Annotated in this window: 9 protein-coding genes and 1 pseudogene; 9 read left to right on the forward strand and 1 reads right to left on the reverse strand. The window is 65.3% G+C overall.

Features of this window, described 5'->3' with window-relative positions; genetic code table 11:
* Positions 1 to 35: 35 nt before the first annotated feature.
* From ABB26_RS05925 to ABB26_RS05940, 4 genes are all read left to right on the forward strand, one after another.
* On the forward strand, positions 36 to 2,072 hold the full coding sequence (locus ABB26_RS05925) for a methyl-accepting chemotaxis protein (protein WP_057632758.1): 2,037 nt from the start codon (positions 36 to 38) through the stop codon (positions 2,070 to 2,072).
* A 117-nt stretch (positions 2,073 to 2,189) separates the two neighbouring features.
* Positions 2,190 to 8,726: a hybrid sensor histidine kinase/response regulator gene (locus tag ABB26_RS05930; protein ID WP_057632759.1), complete on the forward strand. Its 6,537-nt coding sequence runs from the start codon at positions 2,190 to 2,192 to the stop codon at positions 8,724 to 8,726.
* Positions 8,713 to 10,080: a chemotaxis protein CheB gene (locus ABB26_RS05935; protein ID WP_057632760.1), complete on the forward strand. Its 1,368-nt coding sequence runs from the start codon at positions 8,713 to 8,715 to the stop codon at positions 10,078 to 10,080. Before ABB26_RS05930 ends, ABB26_RS05935 begins: the two co-directional genes overlap by 14 nt.
* Positions 10,081 to 10,105: 25 nt before the next feature.
* Positions 10,106 to 10,579: a chemotaxis protein CheW gene (locus ABB26_RS05940; protein WP_057632761.1), complete on the forward strand. Its 474-nt coding sequence runs from the start codon at positions 10,106 to 10,108 to the stop codon at positions 10,577 to 10,579.
* A gap of 236 nt (positions 10,580 to 10,815) precedes the next feature.
* Here the strand turns inward: ABB26_RS05940 and ABB26_RS05945 are convergent, their stop codons facing one another.
* A complete protein-coding gene (locus ABB26_RS05945; protein WP_057632762.1) occupies positions 10,816 to 11,550 on the reverse strand; it encodes a 16S rRNA (uracil(1498)-N(3))-methyltransferase in 735 nt (244 codons plus the stop codon).
* A 124-nt stretch (positions 11,551 to 11,674) separates the two neighbouring features.
* Here ABB26_RS05945 and nudE point away from each other — a divergent pair, with 124 nt between their 5' ends.
* The 5 genes and pseudogenes from nudE (at position 11,675) to ABB26_RS05970 (ending at position 14,579) form a co-directional block, all read left to right on the forward strand.
* The gene (gene nudE, locus ABB26_RS05950) at positions 11,675 to 12,223 is read left to right on the forward strand and encodes an ADP compounds hydrolase NudE (RefSeq protein ID WP_057632763.1); all 549 of its coding nucleotides are present in this window, start codon (positions 11,675 to 11,677) and stop codon (positions 12,221 to 12,223) included.
* Positions 12,220 to 13,026: a 3'(2'),5'-bisphosphate nucleotidase CysQ gene (gene cysQ / locus ABB26_RS05955; RefSeq protein ID WP_057632764.1), complete on the forward strand. Its 807-nt coding sequence runs from the start codon at positions 12,220 to 12,222 to the stop codon at positions 13,024 to 13,026. Before nudE ends, cysQ begins: the two co-directional genes overlap by 4 nt.
* Positions 13,027 to 13,100: 74 nt before the next feature.
* A pseudogene (mazG, locus tag ABB26_RS05960) lies at positions 13,101 to 13,910 on the forward strand (nucleoside triphosphate pyrophosphohydrolase); the annotation flags it as partial.
* Between the two features lie 5 nt (positions 13,911 to 13,915).
* Entirely contained in the window at positions 13,916 to 14,239 is a 324-nt protein-coding gene (locus ABB26_RS05965) for a YnfA family protein (protein ID WP_057632766.1), read from the forward strand.
* 37 nt (positions 14,240 to 14,276) lie between these two features.
* The gene (locus ABB26_RS05970) at positions 14,277 to 14,579 is read left to right on the forward strand and encodes an Mpo1-like protein (protein WP_057632767.1); all 303 of its coding nucleotides are present in this window, start codon (positions 14,277 to 14,279) and stop codon (positions 14,577 to 14,579) included.
* Positions 14,580 to 14,653: the final 74 nt, after the last annotated feature.

The following is a 14,653-nucleotide window of genomic DNA, read 5'->3' on the forward strand; positions in this document are numbered from 1 at the left end:
GCCTGCCTCTCCGCATTGGATATCGAGGTCGAACGATGAGTACTGCTTCCGAAGGCGCCAGGGCTGGCAAGCTTGGCAATGTGGGTACCAATTTCTGGCTGGGCCTGCTGGTGCTCTCGATGGTCGTGTTCGGCGCCAATACCGGCGTTGCGACCTGGCAGGGCAGTCGTCTGGCCGGTGCCAGTACCGGTGCGGCCGACCTGCAGGTGCTGTCGCAGCAGTTGGCCAACCAGGGCCGAGAGGCCGTGGCCGGTAGCCGCACCAGCTACGACGCGTTCAAGGACACCCGCAACAAGATCGAAAGCACGGTCAGCGAGCTGCAAGGCCGCTTCGGCAACGAGAACGGCGTGTCCGGCCCGCTGCGTGATCTGGTCGAGACCTGGAAGCCGCTGTCCAAGAACGCCGAGCAGATCGTGGCCAGTGAGCCGGCGGTGCTGGCGCTGGCCGGCAACGCCGACAACTTCGTCGGCGCCGTGCCGCAGCTGCAGGCGCAGTTGAACGAAGTGGTGCGAGCGATGACCGCCGGCGGCGCGCAGGCCTCGCAGGTCTACAACGGGCTGCAGCAGGTGGTCGTGGTCGGCACCATGGCCCGCCGCGTCACGGAAATTCGCGCAGGCGGCCAAGGCGCAAGCGGCGCCGGTGACGCACTGGCGCGCGACATGGTGGTGTTCTCGCAGGTGCTTGAAGGCCTGCGCCAGGGCAACGAAGAAATGGGCATCGCGCCGGTGCGCAATGCGGCTGCACAGGTTGCGCTGGAACAGTCGGCCAACCAGTGGGCAAAGATGAAGAAGGACGCCGACGCCATCCTGGCCAGTTCGCGCAACCTGTTTGCTGCTCAGTCTTCGGCAGCGGCAATGACCAGCGGCTCGGACAAGATGCTGGAGAGCAGCCGCAAACTGTTCGATGCGTTCTCGGCGTTCGGTTCGGCCCGCGACACCCGCATCTTCCCGAACTTCTGGTGGAGCGTGATCTTCGGCGGCCTGTCGGTGCTGTCGATCATTGGCTTCGTCTGGAGCTCGGTGCGCGGCCGCTCGCGCGAACAGGAACTGCGTTACCAGACCCAGGTGGAATTCAACAGCCGCAATCAGCAGGCGATCATGCGGCTGCTGGACGAAATCAGCTCGCTGGGTGAAGGCGACCTGACGGTGAAGGCCTCGGTGACCGAGGACATGACCGGCGCCATCGCCGACGCTATCAACTACGCCGTGGACGAACTGCGCAACCTGGTGACCACCATCAACGACATGTCCGGCAAGGTGGCCGTGTCAGCGCAGGAAACCCAGGCAACCGCCATGCAGCTGGCCGAAGCGGCCGGCCACCAGGCTGACGAAATCACCAGCGCGTCGGAGCGCATCGGCGAAATCGCCTCGTCCATTGAACAGGTGTCGCGCAACTCCACCGAGTCGGCCGAAGTGGCACAGCGCTCGGTGGTCATCGCTACCGAGGGTGCCGGCGTGGTGCGGCAGACCATTCAGGGCATGGACCAGATCCGCGACCAGATCCAGGAAACCTCAAAGCGCATCAAGCGCCTGGGTGAGTCCTCGCAGGAAATCGGCTCGATCGTGGAACTGATCAACGACATTTCCGAGCAGACCAACATTCTGGCGTTGAACGCGGCGGTGCAGGCAGCATCGGCCGGTGAGGCCGGTCGTGGTTTTGCTGTGGTGGCCGACGAAGTGCAGCGACTGGCAGAACGCACCTCCGGTGCGACGCGGCGAATCGAAGGCCTGGTGCAGGCGATTCAGGCCGATACCAATGAAGCGGTCACCTCGATGGAACAGACCACCGCCGAAGTGGTGTCTGGCGCACGTCTCGCCGAAGACGCCGGTACCGCGCTGACCGAAATCGAGCGCGTGTCCAACGCACTGAACAACTTGATTAAAAACATCTCCATCGCCGCAAACCAGCAGGCCTCGGCTGCAACGGACATCACCCAGACGATGGGCGTGATCCGGCAGATTACCGGCCAGACGTCGCAGGGTGCCGGGCAGACCGCCGATTCGCTGGGCCAGCTGAACCAGCTGGCTGCGGAGCTGCGCCGTTCGGTGGCCGACTTCAAGCTGCCGGCCTGATCGGCCGAGCGCGCTGATGCAGGCGGGGATGCAAAGGAACCAGCAGATGAAGTGTCGTGATAACGCAAAGCAGGGCCGCCCGGACGGCATGCGACTGATGCTGTACAGGGGAATGCAATGAGTACCTTGCGCGATGCCATGAGCCACGCGGCACTTGGCTGGGTGAAGCCCGAGCTGGACGAGACCTTGCGCCAGGTGCGCAGCGAGGTCGAATACTTCGTGGAAGACCCCGGCGACACCAGCCGCATGCGCTTCTGCGCCGGCTACCTGCACCAGGTGCAGGGCACGCTGCGCATGGTCGAGTTGTACGCCCCGGCGATGGTCGCCGAGGAGCTGGAACAGCTGGCCAATGCCGTGCGCGACGGCGCGGTCACCGACCGCGACGAAGCCTGCGGCACGCTTCTGCGCGGCACCGTGCTGCTGCCCGACTACCTGGAACGCCTGCAGAACGGCCACCGCGACATTCCGATCGTGCTGCTGCCGCTGCTCAATGAAATCCGAGCTGCGCGCGGTGCTGAAGGCATCAACGAAGCGGTGCTGCTGGCGTTCAATCCGGACGCCAGCAATGCCACCCCGGACGAGGTGGAGCACGCGCGCGGCAGCCTGAGCGGCCGCAACCGCGAACTGCTCGACACGGTCGGCAGCGCGGTCAAAGAAGAACTGATGCGCATCAAGGATGCGCTGGATCTACATGTGCGCACCGGCGGCAACCCCGCTGATCTGCAGGTGCAGGTAAGTGAGCTGGGCGCGGTTGCCGACACCCTCGGGGTGATGGGGCTGGGCGTGGCGCGTAGCATCGTCGGCCAGCAGCGTGATGCACTGCGCGACGTGGTGTCCGGCGCGCGCATCATCGACGACAGCCTGTTGCTGGATATCGCCGGCGCGTTGCTGTACGTGGACGCATCACTGGACGACCAGGTGGAACACCTGGGTGCCAACCCCGGCGGCGAAGACGATGCCGTTACCGTGGAAACCCGGCGCACGGTGGAAGTGCTTGCGCACGAAGCCATTGCCAATTTCACCGCCGCGCGCGAATCGTTCGTGGCATTCATCGAAACCAACTGGGATCACCAGCGTCTGGCCGAAGTGCCGCGGTTGCTGGATGAAGTCAGCGGCGCGCTGCGCATGCTGGAAATCCCGGAGCCGGCCGGCTATCTGCAGGCGGTGCGCCATTACATCCAGGCCGAGTTGATCGAACGCCAGCGCGTGCCCAGCGGTCGCCAGCTCGACACTCTGGCCGATGCGATGGCCAGCCTTGAGTACTACCTGGAAGCGCTGCGCGATCGTCGCCCCGGCCGCGAAGAAATTCTCGACATCACCCGCACCAGCCTGGAAGCGCTGCATTACTGGCCACTGCCGTCGGCCACGGAACGGCGGGAGCCGGCCGCGGTTGCCTCACCTTGGGCAACCGTCACGGGGGAGGGTGCGGACGAGACGCGCACACCGCAGGAATCCCCGATTGTGGCGGAAGCGCCGGAGTCGTCCCCCGCCGGAGCACCCGTGGTACCGCCGCCGTTGCCTTCGCTGGCCGATGTGCAGACAGCGACGGAGGCCGGCGTTCCACTGGTGTTCGCTGCCGCGATCAATGCCAAACCGGTGTCCGTTGTGCCTGCAAGCACACCGGAAGTGGCGGCCGAATCGCAACTGTTCGACCCGGTCGCTGCCGAAGATGCTTCGGCAAATGACGACACCGGCTACACGCTGGCTCCCCTCGCGCTGGAAGGCTTCGAGCTCGCCGATGCGAGCACGGTCACGCCGCTCGAACCGCTTGCCTTTGATCCCATTGCAGCAGAGCTGGACGCCACGCCTGCAGCGGCTGCCGATGTCTACACGTTCGACAGCAGCCTGCTGGAACTGGACGTGGAAGACGCACCGGCTGCCGTGTCGCTGTCGGTCGCGCCTGCGTACAACTTTGATCTGGAAGCTGCCGACGCCTTCTTCGAGCCGGTGCTGGAAGCCCCGGTTGCAGATGCCACGGTGGTTGAAGCACCACTGGATTGGCAGCTGGACACCGCACCGCTGGCCGATGCCGAGCTGGAACCGCAGGAGCGGACGATCGACGACAGCCGCAGTGTCGAAGCCGATGTACCGGCCGTCGCTGTGGAAGCCGAAGTCGACGCCCAGACGGCCGCATTCATGGCCGAGCTCAATGCGGCTTCCGAATCGTTCGATGGCTTCGCCGCCACTGCGGACGTTGTCGAGCCGGTAGCCGAAGTCGCAATGGCACAGGCTGCAAGCATCACCGCAACACCGTTTGCCGGCGCCGCCACGCATCAGCTGGAAGGTGGTTTCATAGACAACGGTGATGCCATCGACCAGGACATCCGTGAAGTCTTCATTGAAGAATTCGACGAAGAACTGGTGAACCTGGGCAACCTGTTGCCGGCATGGCGCGCTGCGCCGGGTAATGCCGAGCGCCTGCGCCCGGTACGCCGCGTGTTCCATACGCTCAAGGGCAGTGGCCGCCTGGTGGGCGCCCGCACTCTGGGTGAGTTCAGCTGGAAAATCGAGAGCATGCTCAACCGCGTGCTCGAAGGTACCCGTCCGGCCAGCCCGGCCGTGGTTGCCATGGTCAACCAGGCCTACGACGTGCTGCCCGAGCTCAATGCCGCCTTGCGCGGCAGTGGCACCATCCAGTCGGACCTGATCGCCATGCAGGACGTCGCCGAGCGGATTGCCGCAGGCGAGGAAGCCTTCCACATTGTCGGCGCGCCGGCGGCTCATGCAGCTGTAGACGAGCACGTGTTTGAGGTAGCGCCGCAGATCGCTGACGACGGCGAAGGTATGCCGGCGTCGGTGGACAGCGTGCTGCGTGAAATCCTGGAAGCCGAAATCGGGGTTCACCTGGAAACGGTGAACCACTGGTTGGCACAGTCGCAGCTGCAGCCGCAACCGGTGTCGGAAGACCTGTTGCGTGCCGTGCACACCATGAGCGGCGCATTCGCGATGACCGACGTGCCGGTGATCACCGGCATCACGACCCCGGCCGAGTCGTTCGTGAAGCGTTCGCTGGCTGCAGGCATTACCCCGGCTGGCAGCGGCGTGGACGCACTGGCGCAGATGGCGACGGCGGTGGCGACCACCATCACCGCGTTGCGTGATCCGTCGCCGCGTATTCCCGCGTTCCCGGGCGTTGCCGAGCGCCTGCAGGCACTGGCCGATGCGCTGCCTGATGCCAAGTGGCCGCCGATGGCGATGGACGAGGAGCTCGCATTTGACGATGGCGAATCCACGTTCGAGAGCGAACCCGTCGTCGAGCAGGGTGCGGCTGGACAAGCATCCAAGGCCGAGCTGGAGGGCGTGGAAGACCTGTCGGCCTACTTTGACCCGACATTGCTGGATGGCACCCTCGGCGAACTGCCTTCGTTCCTGGCCGAACCCGTGCGCCCGGCTGCCGCGCAGCACGATGATGCCGCCATTGCGGCGGCCGAACTGTCGTTCGTCGAGGCACCGGCTGAGTCGCTGCAGAGCGATGTGTTGGATTTCAGCGATCTTGGTGCGTCCGATGTGGCCGAAGCCGAAGCCGAAGCAGAGGGCGTGAGCGAAGGCGTCGCAGCAGAGGAGCTGCTTGCGTCTGCACCGCTGGGCGATGGAATTGCAGTTGAAGAAATCAGCCTCGCCGACGCTGTGCTGGAAGAAGTGGAGCCGAGCTCGGCCGCTTTCACTGGCGCCGAGGATGCAGCCAACGACAACCTGGTGGTTGAGCCGGAATCGGATGCGGCGGCATACCTTCGTGCAACGGACGACAGCGTAGAAGGCGCTGTTGATACGACTGAAGTCGAGTTGGCCGTTGCCGGCGAAGACGTCGTTGACACTGCTGCCGTGGAAGAGGAAGCCGTTACGGTCGAGATCGCCGAAGCAGCTGACGTTGCTGTCGAAACCGAAACCGAAACCGAAACCTCCAACGCAGCTTCCAATGAAGTCAGCGGCAGTGCCGATGAGCTGGATGACGCCATCCTTGCGCCGGCCGTGGTCGACGCCATCGAAGAAGAGCCGGCGTCGCTGGAAATCACTCCGGTGGAAGTCACCGAGGCGGCGGAAGCACCGGAAGCCCTCGACGTCCAGGTGCCCGCCGAAGAGGGTGACAACATCGTCGAGGAAGCTACGGTCGAAGTGGCCGTGGTCGAAGGCAACGCCGAAGCCGAGGAGCAGCAGGTGGCGGATGCCACCGATGAACTGCCGTCGGAACCGGCCAGGATCGCGCTGGCACCGCTCACCGCGCCACTGCCGGAAGATGCCGCCGCGCCGGTCGCCATTCCGCTGGTCGCCCAGTTCGATGCTGGTCCGCTGGACTTCAGCGAGCTGGATCGCGAGCTGATCGACATCTTTGTCGAGGAAGGCAAGGATCTGCTCGACCATTGCGATGGTCTGGTCAGCGAACTGCGCAACGCGCCGGAAGATCGTGAAGCGCTCGCTGGTCTGCAGCGTGATCTGCACACCCTCAAGGGTGGCGCGCGCATGGCCGGCATCAATGCCATCGGCGACCTTGGCCACAGCATCGAGTCGCTGCTGGAAGCCGTTGCCGCCAACCGTACCGAGATGGCGCGCAGCGACGTACAGCTGCTGGAGCGTGGTTTCGACCGCCTGCACCAGCTGCTGACCCGTACCGGCGAGCACCGCGCTGTGCAGATGCCGACCGACCTGCTGGAAGCCTTTGAAGCGCGTACCGAGGGCCGTGCAGAAGCGGCCGCCGCGCCGGTAGCTGTTGCCGTGGTCAACGCCGCATCGCTCAATATCGCGAAGCCGCCGATCGCGGTGGTACCGCAGCCGGTGGCTGTCAACGAACCATTGTCGGCACCGTTGGCCGAAGAGCAGGCAAGCGAAGAAGATGGCGCACCGCGCGGGCAGGAACAGGTGCGCGTGCGCGCCGATCTGCTCGACAGCCTGGTCAACCACGCCGGTGAAGTGGCGATCTACCGCTCGCGTCTGGAACAGCAGTTGGGTGCCTTCCGCGGCGCCATGGCCGAGCTGGACCGTACCAATGCGCGTCTGCGCGACCAGCTGCGTCGTCTGGATCTGGAAACCGAAGCGCAGATCGTGGCCCGCTATCGCCGCGAGCATGAACAGGCCGACCAGACCTTCGATCCGCTGGAGCTGGACCGCTTCTCCACGCTGCAGCAGCTCAGCCGTGCGCTGAACGAATCGGCAGCCGACTTGGGCGGTCTGCAGGGCGTGCTGGACGATCTGTCCCGCAACTACGACGTGCTGCTGCAACAGCAGTCGCGCGTCAGCTCGGAACTGCAGGACGGCCTGATGCGTGCGCGCATGGTGCCGTTCGATGGCTTGGTGCCGCGCCTGCGTCGTGTGGTGCGCCAGGCCGCGCAGGAAACCGAAAAGCAGGTCCACCTGAAGCTGGAAGGCACCCACGGCGAATTGGATCGCAACGTGCTCGATCGCATGGTCGCGCCACTGGAACACATGCTGCGCAACTCCGTGGCCCATGGCCTGGAGCAGCCGGTTGCGCGTGCCGAAGCGGGCAAGCCGGAAGAGGGCGAGATCACCCTGCGTCTGCGCCGGGAAGGTTCGGAAATCGTGCTGGAAGTCGGTGACGACGGTGCCGGACTGGACCGCGAGGCGATCCGTCGCCGCGCCGAACAGCGTGGCTTGCTGGCCGCCAATGAAGAACTGGACGACGCCCAGCTGGATCAAATGATCTTTGCCTCGGGTTTCAGCACCAGCGAACAGGTCAGCCAGTTGGCTGGCCGTGGTGTGGGCATGGACGTGGTGCGCAACGAGGTCCGCCAGCTGGGCGGCTCGGTGGACATCCACTCGGTACGCGGCCAGGGCGCCACGTTCACGCTGCGCCTGCCGCAGACGCTGGCGGTCACCCAGGCGGTGTTCGTGCGCATCGGCGAAACCACCTACGCGGTACCGGTGGCCTCGGTCAGCGGTATCGGCCGCATCTCCCGCGAGCGTTTTGACGCCGGGCAGGGCGGGTACCACTACAACGGCGAAGACTTCACCCTGTACAACCTCGGTGCATTGGTCGGCCATGCCGCCGCCAAGGCGGAAGGCCAGGCGGAGATCCCGCTGCTGCTGGTACGTTCGGGCGACCTGCGTGCGGCCGTGGCCATCGACCAGGTGCTGGGCAACCGCGAAATCGTGGTCAAGCCGGTGGGCCTGCAGCTGGCTTCGGTGCCGGGTATCTACGGTGCGACCATCACCGGCGAAGGCAACGTGGTGGTGATCCTGGACGTTGCGCCGCTGGTGCGTCGTCACCTGGCACAGCCGCAGCAGCCGGTGGAAACCGCCGTCGTCGCACAGCAGCGTCATGTACCGCTGGTGATGGTGGTGGACGACTCGCTGACGATGCGCAAGGTCACCGGCCGCGTGCTGGAGCGACACAACTTTGAAGTCGTGGTTGCGCGCGACGGCATCGAGGCACTGGAGCAGCTGGAAGAGCGCGTCCCCGACCTGATGCTGCTGGACATCGAAATGCCACGCATGGACGGCTATGAGCTGGCCACGGCGATGCGTGCCGATGCGCGTTACAAGGGCGTGCCGATCGTGATGATCACCTCACGCAGTGGCGACAAGCATCGCCAGCGTGCCTTCGAGATTGGCGTGCAACGCTACCTCGGCAAGCCGTATCAGGAGCTGGATCTGATGCGCAATGTTTATGACCTGCTGGGGATTGCACGTGTACGCGACTGATGATTCGGCCAAGCCGGTAGCACTGCTGGCCCGCATCGGCGCGGCCCGTGATCGCCTGCGCGAAGCGGTGGCCGCTGCCGGCGGTCGCATCGTGCTGGAAGAAGATCCCAACGAGCTGGATGCCGCAGCGTTCGACGCCGCTGCACCGCAGGTGGTGCTGGTGGCATTGGAGCCGGCGGTGGAGGACGCATTGGAGCGTCTGGAAACCGTTCTGGAGGCGCCGCACCTGAGCCTGATGTTCGAGGAAGCCGAGCTGGCCGCGCGTCGTGAAGGCTGGGAAGCGCAGCGCTGGATCCGCCATCTGGCGGCCAAGTTGCAGGGCCACCACAACGTGCTGCCGCCGGGTTCGGAGAGTGAGCAGGTCGAAGCCACCAGTGCCGCACCGTTCGCGGCGGAATCGGCATGGCAACAGGCACCCGAACCGCAGCGCGATGCCGCGTTGAACTTCGAGCTGGAACAAGCCGCCGCCATACTTGGCGATTGGCAGCCGGATGCGCATCAACCGACGCCGGTGGCAACGGAAGATCGCCCCGAAGTACTGGATTTCGAGCAGTTGATCGCGGCGCCCGTAGCGGTTGCCGCGCCTGTGCAGGAGCCGGCTACGCGCAGCAGCGCGGTTCCGCCACCGTTGCCGCCGCTGGACACCACCGTGGTCGACGCCGACACCGCGCTGCCGAAGTCCGCCGGCGATTTCCACAGCTGGTCGCTGCTGGAAGATGACGGCTACGCCGTTGAGCCGGTCGCAGTGGACGCGAAGAAAGAACAGGCGCCGGTGCTGGCCAGTCTGCTTAACAGCGATCTTTCGCTGGTGGACATCGAGGCGGGCGCCGACGACGTGAACGGTGCGGTACTGCTGCTTGCCGGGATCGGTGGCCCCGATGCGGTACGCCGCGTGCTGGCGGGGCTGCCGGAAGACTTCCAGCGCCCGGTGCTGGTGCAACTGCGCCTGGACGGCGGCCGCTACGCCAACCTGGTCAAGCAGATGGCGCGGGCAACGGTATTGCCGGTGGCATTGGCCGATCCGGGCCAGCCGCTGCTTGCAGGCAACGTTTACATCCTGCCGGACGCGATTGGCCTGGAACTGTCGGGTGCGGGTCTGAGTTTCAGTGCCGACCAGAATGATCTGCTATCGGTGATGCCGCCTGCACGCAGCGCGGTGCTGATGCTCAGCGGCGCCGACGCGGCCCTGGTGCCGCAGGTGCTTGCGTTCGCCGGCAAGGGTGGCTGGGTGGCCGGGCAGATTGGTGAGGGTTGCTACGACCCCGCTGCCGCCAGCCAGTTGGCCGTGGCGGAAATGACGGCCGGCGATCCGGAATACCTGGCAGCGGAATTGGCCGTGCACTGCGCCGGCTGATACCGCCGCGATCAAGGAACAGACGATGAGTTATGCAAACAATGACGAAGTACGCGGCGTCCTGATCCAGTCCGGCAACGAGCGCGTGTTGCTACCCAATGCCACCGTGGCTGAAATGATGTCGCGCGTGCCGGTCGAGCCCATCGCCAATGCCCCGCACTGGTTGATCGGACAGATCGCCTGGCACGGCTGGAGCGTGCCGCTGCTGTCCTACGCCGGTTTGAGCGGCCATGGCCACGAGACGGTGACCACCAACAACAAGGTGGTGGTGCTCAAGGCGCTGGGTGGAAACCCGGACCTGCCGTACTTCGCGTTGCTGACGCAGACCTTCCCGCAGTTGATCGCAGTGCCGCGCGACGGCCTGCTGGCCGACGCATCGGAAGAAAGCCTGCCGGCCGGCGTACACATGCGTGTGCTGCTGGGTGAGCAGAGTGCACTGCTACCCGATCTGGATGCGATTGAAAGCGCGGTAGTCAGCGCCTTGGCTGCCGCGGCCTGATCACGGCCCATCGGTCCGCTTCGGGCCGCTGCAGGCTCCCCCGATCCGGCCTGCCAGGCAGGCCGCGACAAACGGTCTTGCCAGCGGCATCGCTCGTTCAATGCCTTTGAATTGAACGCGGGATCCCCGCAGGCAGCCCTGGCCTTTTGGCTCGGGCGCGTGACCCGCCGGGCTCACACTCGTCGCTGATCAAACGGCTCCGGGCGCGAAACCCCGGAGCGCTCGCCTCGCACAACCTACAAGTCCCCCAGCCGCGCCTGCAGCGCCGCCACCGCGGCCAGGCCAGCGGTTTCCGTGCGCAGGATGCGCGGGCCCAGCTGCAGGCCCTGGAAGCCTGCCTCGGCCAGCTGCTGGCGATCACGTGGTGACCAGCCACCCTCCGGACCGATGGCAATCACCACGCCATTGACCGGTGCCGCAGGCAATGACGCCAGTCGATGTTCGCCCAGCGGATCCAGCGTCAGTCGCAGGGTCTGGTCCGGCAAGCTTGCCGTTGCAGCCGCCAGCGATTGCGGAGGGCTGATGGCCGGAATCCGGGCACGACCAGATTGGCCGCAGGCCGATCCGACCACGTTGCGCCAATGCGCGATACGCTTCTCGGCGCGGACGGCGTCCAGTTTGACCTCGGTACGCTCGGCGTTGACCGGGATGATGGCGGTGACGCCCAGCTCGGTGGCCTTCTGCAGGATCAGGTCCATCTTCTCGCCGCGTGCGATGCCCTGCAGCAGCGTGATCGCCAGCGGCGATTCGTTGTCCACGGCTTGTGCACTGTCGATATGTACCAGCGCTTCACGCTTGCTGATACCGGCGAGGGTAGCGCTGTAATCGTGGCCATCGCCGTTGAACAGCACACAGCCATCGCCTTCGCGCAGGCGCATCACCCGCACCAGATGGTTGGCCGCTTCTTCCGGCAACGGCAGGGTCTGGCCCACGCTGAGCGGCAGTTCGATGGGGCAACGGGTCAGGCGCATGTGGAGGTCTCGGTAGGGCGGGGCGGCTGTGGGTGGGCCGGGTCTGCTAGCATTTCAGGCTCATGAGAACGTATCAGCCAATGCGCATTCTATCGGTCGTCTGCATTCTTGCCGGGGGCGATGCATGACCCGCCGGCTGCCGTTGATCCACAAAGTCGTGGAAGAACACATCGGTCCGTTCCGTCAGGAGCAGCTGGATCTGGAGTTTTCCAACGGTGAACGCCGCCACTTCCAGCGCCTGGTCAGTGGCGGGCACGGTGCGGTGGTGGTGGTGCCGATGCTCGATGACGAAACCGTGCTGCTGGTGCGCGAATACGCTGCCGGCCTGCATCGTTATGAGCTGGGCCTGGTGAAAGGACGCATCGATGCCGGTGAGAATCCGCTGCAGGCCGCCGATCGGGAGCTGAAGGAGGAGGCCGGTTACGGCTCGCGCAAGCTGGATGTGCTGCGCAGCCTGACCCTGGCGCCGACTTACATGAGCCACCAGTCGTGGCTGGTGGTGGCCCGCGACCTGTATCCCGAGCGCCTGCCCGGTGACGAACCGGAGGAGCTGGAAGTGGTGCCGTGGAAGCTGGCTGACCTGGACAAGCTGATGCTGCGCGAAGATTTCTCCGAAGGCCGTTCACTGGCGGCACTGTTCATTGCCCGCGAGTGGCTGGGGAGCCAGCGGTGAGCGGCCTGGATGCGACAGTACGCGAGCGCGTGATCGAGATTGCCGAGCAGGCCGGCGCGGCGATCATGCAGGTCTACGCCAGCGGCTTCGATGTTGAACACAAGGCCGACGACAGCCCGGTGACCACGGCCGATCTGGCCGCGCACCGGCTGATCGTGCAGGGCCTGTCGCAGCTGACCCCGGATATTCCGGTGCTGTCCGAAGAATCCGCACAGGTGGCGTGGGAAACCCGTCGTCAGTGGTCGCGTTACTGGCTGGTCGACCCGCTCGACGGTACCCGCGAATTCATCAAGCGCAATGGCGAGTTCAGCGTGAACATCGCGCTGATCGATGGCGGCGCGCCGGTGTTCGGCGTGGTGCAGGCGCCGGTCACCGGGTTGGTCTGGCATGCCGAGCGCGGTGTTGCGGCATACCGTCGCGAGGGTCAGCAGCAGGACGTGATCAGCACCCGCGTACCGCCTGCGGTGCCTTTGCGGGTCGCGGCCAGCCGCTCGCACCGCAGCGAGCGCACCCAGACCCTGCTGTCGCGGATGGGCGAGATTGAATTGATCGCACAGGGCTCGTCGCTGAAGTTCTGCCGCATCGCAGAGGGCACGCTGGATGTGTATCCGCGGTTGGGGCCGACCAGTGAATGGGACACCGCCGCAGGCCAGTGCGTGCTCGAAGCCGCCGGTGGTGTGCTGCTGGCGGCCGACAGTGGTTTGCCGTTCCAGTACAACCAGCGATCGCGTCTGCTCAACGGCGATTTCGTCGCGCTGGGCGATGCGACGTTGCCGTGGCAGGACTGGGTGGCCGGGCTGTAAGCCCGATTGCCGGGAAGAGTGGATGTTGAACGCGCCGGCATCCGCCGGCGCATTGCTGATGAGGGTGAGGTGACATGTCCGAATTGAACGATATCCAGTCGCTGTTGAAGATCATGGCGCGCCTGCGTGACCCACGCGATGGTTGCCCCTGGGACCTGGAGCAGGACTTCGCCAGCATCGCCCCGTACACGGTGGAAGAGGCCTACGAAGTGGCCGATGCGATCGACCGCAACGACCTGGTCGACCTCAAGGACGAGCTGGGCGACCTGCTGCTGCAGGTGGTGTTCCATGCACAGATGGCCAGCGAGCAGGGCGCCTTTGATTTCGGCGACGTGGTGGCATCGATCAACCACAAGATGATTCGCCGCCATCCGCATATCTTTGGCGATGCCAAGGCCGGTGATGCGGCTGAGGTCTTGACCAATTGGGAACAGATCAAGCGTGCGGAGCGCACGGCCAAGGGCGAGCAGGACACCTCCGCGTTGGCTGGCATCGCGCGCGGCCTGCCGGAATGGCAGCGCGCTACCAAGCTGCAGTCGCGTGCTGCGCGCACCGGTTTCGATTGGCCCGATGCCGTGCCGGTGCTGGAAAAGCTGCGCGAGGAAATCGACGAAGTGCAGGCCGAGTTCGAAGCCGGTCCGGTGGCCGACAACCAGGCGCGGCTGCAGGAAGAACTTGGCGACGTGTTGTTCGTCTGCGCCAATCTGGCCCGTCACGCCAAGGTCGATGTCGGCACCGCCCTGCGCCACGCCAACCTCAAGTTCGAGCGCCGGTTCCGCGCGATGGAAGCCCTGGCCGCCACGCAGGGCAGTGAGATGAAAGCAATGACGCTGGAGCAGCAGGAAGCGTTGTGGCTGTCCGTCAAGCGGGACGAGAAAACGGGCGCCCCATGAAAACCGCGCTGCTGTTCATGCTGACCGCGCTGGCTGAAATCATCGGCTGTTATCTGCCGTGGCTGTGGCTGCGCAAGCAGGGCAGCCCGTGGCTGCTGGTACCGGCGGCGGCGAGCCTGGCGCTGTTCGCTTGGCTGCTGACGTTGCATCCCACCGCGACCGGTCGGGTCTATGCCGCTTATGGCGGCGTCTATGTCTGCGTGGCGCTGTTGTGGTTGTGGCTGGTGGATTCGGTCAAGCCCTCGCGCTGGGACCTGCTGGGCGGAGGCCTGTGTCTGTTGGGGATGGCGGTGATCATGTTCGCGCCGCGCAGCAACTGAAGGTCGTATCCTCCCGCTGGGATACCGGGAGCAGCCCATGTCGCGTTTCAGCAGCTTCGGTGAGTTCTATCCGTACTACCTGCAGGAGCACCGCAACACGATATGCCGCCGGCTGCATTTCATCGGCAGCTGGGGCGTGCTCGGGTGCCTGGCAATGGCGCTCTGGCAAGGCAGCGGTGGCTGGGTGCTGGCGGCGCTGTTGTGCGGTTATGGCTTCGCCTGGGTGGGCCATTTCTTCTTCGAGAAGAACCGTCCGGCCACCTTCAGCCATCCCTTCTATTCATTCGTGGGCGACTGGGTGATGTTCCTCGACATCCTGCGTGGACGGGTGGCGATCTAGTTCCCATGCCCTGGTCGGGGCAGGCGCCATTCCCTCCGGGGAGCGGCGCCGGACATTGAACGTGCGCGGGCCGT

The sequence above is a fragment of the Stenotrophomonas humi genome (assembly GCF_001431415.1).
GTDB classification, from domain to species: Bacteria; Pseudomonadota; Gammaproteobacteria; order Xanthomonadales; family Xanthomonadaceae; genus Stenotrophomonas; species Stenotrophomonas humi.

What these genes read in the sequence shown, in the direction of transcription:
- ABB26_RS05925 (WP_057632758.1), top strand. Translation starts at nt 36, where the DNA reads ATGAGTACTGCTTCCGAAGGCGCCAGGGCTGGCAAGCTTGGCAATGTG.
- ABB26_RS05930 (WP_057632759.1), top strand. Translation starts at nt 2,190, where the DNA reads ATGAGTACCTTGCGCGATGCCATGAGCCACGCGGCACTTGGCTGGGTG.
- ABB26_RS05940 (WP_057632761.1), top strand. Translation starts at nt 10,106, where the DNA reads ATGAGTTATGCAAACAATGACGAAGTACGCGGCGTCCTGATCCAGTCC.
- ABB26_RS05945 (WP_057632762.1), bottom strand. Translation starts at nt 11,550, where the DNA reads ATGCGCCTGACCCGTTGCCCCATCGAACTGCCGCTCAGCGTGGGCCAG.
- nudE (WP_057632763.1), top strand. Translation starts at nt 11,675, where the DNA reads ATGACCCGCCGGCTGCCGTTGATCCACAAAGTCGTGGAAGAACACATC.
- ABB26_RS05965 (WP_057632766.1), top strand. Translation starts at nt 13,916, where the DNA reads ATGAAAACCGCGCTGCTGTTCATGCTGACCGCGCTGGCTGAAATCATC.
- ABB26_RS05970 (WP_057632767.1), top strand. Translation starts at nt 14,277, where the DNA reads ATGTCGCGTTTCAGCAGCTTCGGTGAGTTCTATCCGTACTACCTGCAG.